We start from the raw sequence: 1705 nt of genomic DNA on the forward strand, positions 1-1705 counted from the left end.
CATCGACGCGGTCGGCTCCGAGCTCCCGCAGTGCGACCAGGGCTGAGGTCGCCGTCGCCCCGGCGCCCACGATGCGGGCGCGATCCACCGCAGCGATGCCGTGATCGCGGAGGTCCGCCGCCATGCCGCCGACGTCGGTGTTGAAACCGCGCCGTGCGCCGCCGCGCGGATCGTCGCCGCCCAGGACGAGCGTGTTCACCGCCCCGGTGAGCTCGGCCGGTCGGTCGCGGGTCGTCGCCGCTTCGTACGCGGCCGCCTTCAGCGGGAATGTCAGTGAAAGCCCGCGGAACCGAGGGTCGAGTCCGTCCAGTGCGGCGGCGAAGCCCGCGAGGTCGACGCGGCGGCGGTCGTAGCTCCAGTCCCAGCCGAGACGCGTGTACGCGGCGGCGTGCAGGCGCGGCGACAGGCTGTGCGAGACGGGGTCGCCCCAGACCTCCAGTCGGGTGGCGCCGGTCAGCATCCGCGGTTGTCGTTCTCGCTGCACCACTTCTCCCACTGGCCGATCGCCGCCTCGTGCTCGGCGTACGTGGCGGAGAAGATGGTCTCGCCGGTGTCTATGTTCCACGTGACGAAATAGAGCCAGTCGCCCTCCGCGGGGTGCATGGCCGCATCGATGGCGGTGTCGCCGGGATTGGAGATCGGCGTCGCGGGAAGGCCGTCGATCACGTAGGTGTTCCAGGCGTTGTCGTCCTCGAGGGCCTCCTTCGAGGAACTCGCGGTCCCGTCGTGCATCTCGCCGTATCCGTACTGCGCCGTGGAGTCCATCTGCAGCTTCATGCCGTCGGCGAGGCGGTTCGCGATGACGCGCGAGACCTTGGCGAAGTCGTCCGGCAACCGGGCCTCGCGCTCGATGATCGACGCCGTGATGAGGACCTGCTGACGCTGGTCGGCGGGCACGCCCGCGGCATCCAGCGACTGCACGGCACGATTGACGAGTGTCGTGATGACGTCGGTCGCAGTGACACCGGGGTCGAACGTGTAGGTCGCCGGGAACAGCCATCCCTCCAGAGTGTCGGCGGAGACGCCGTACGCGGACGGGTCCGCTGTCGCCGCCTGCAGGTCCTCCAGCGGAATCGCGAGGCTCTCCGACAGCCGCTGCAGCGTCTGCTCCGCAGTCAGACCCTCGGGCAGCTGCGCGGTGAACTCCCGCTTGCTCGCGGGGTCCAGCAACGAGTCCAGTGCCGCCGCCGATGTCATCTTTTGCTGCAGGGCGTAGACCCCCGGTTGGAAGGTCGGGTTCTGCGCCGACTCCACGAGGTAGTCGTAGAACGCGTCGGAGGTCTTGGTGACTCCGGCGTCGAACAGGGTCGTTGAGATCGTGGCACCGGTGTCGCCGGACACGATCGTCACGAGTGCCTCGCCTTCGGCGATCCCGGCCTCGTAGTCCTTGGGCTCCTCCCAGCCCATGAACGCACGGATCTTGTCCTCGTAGGTGTTCCACACGGCGAATCCCCCCGCGACGACTCCGCCGAGGATCGCGAGGATCACGCCGAACACGACCCAACCGGCGATGCGGCTCTTGCGACGATCGCGAGCATGGCGCACCTCGCGCGCACGCTCCGCCTCGTCCGGGCCCGCGAACAGAGCATCCAAATGAGCGGGAGCCTCTGGCACGGATGTCGGCCTCCGGGAAGGGGCCGCAGCGGAGGGCGCGGCAGCGGAGGGCGCGGCAGCCGAGGGGGCGGCGGTGGGTCCAGCGGCAGCC

The 1705-nt window shown here is 69.7% G+C and carries 2 protein-coding genes; both read right to left on the reverse strand.

Annotated elements, in window-relative coordinates:
- On the reverse strand, positions 1 to 460 hold a 460-nt coding region (locus WBP48_RS00945; protein ID WP_424434718.1), incomplete at its 3' end, for a shikimate dehydrogenase family protein.
- Positions 454 to 1593 (reverse strand): endolytic transglycosylase MltG, encoded by a 1140-nt coding sequence (gene mltG / locus WBP48_RS00950; protein WP_424434721.1) that lies wholly within the window; start codon positions 1591 to 1593, stop codon positions 454 to 456. The genes mltG and WBP48_RS00945, both read right to left, overlap by 7 nt.
- Positions 1594 to 1705: the final 112 nt, after the last annotated feature.

This window comes from Microbacterium sp. (assembly GCF_049661145.1).
Classification (GTDB): Bacteria; Actinomycetota; Actinomycetes; order Actinomycetales; family Microbacteriaceae; genus Microbacterium.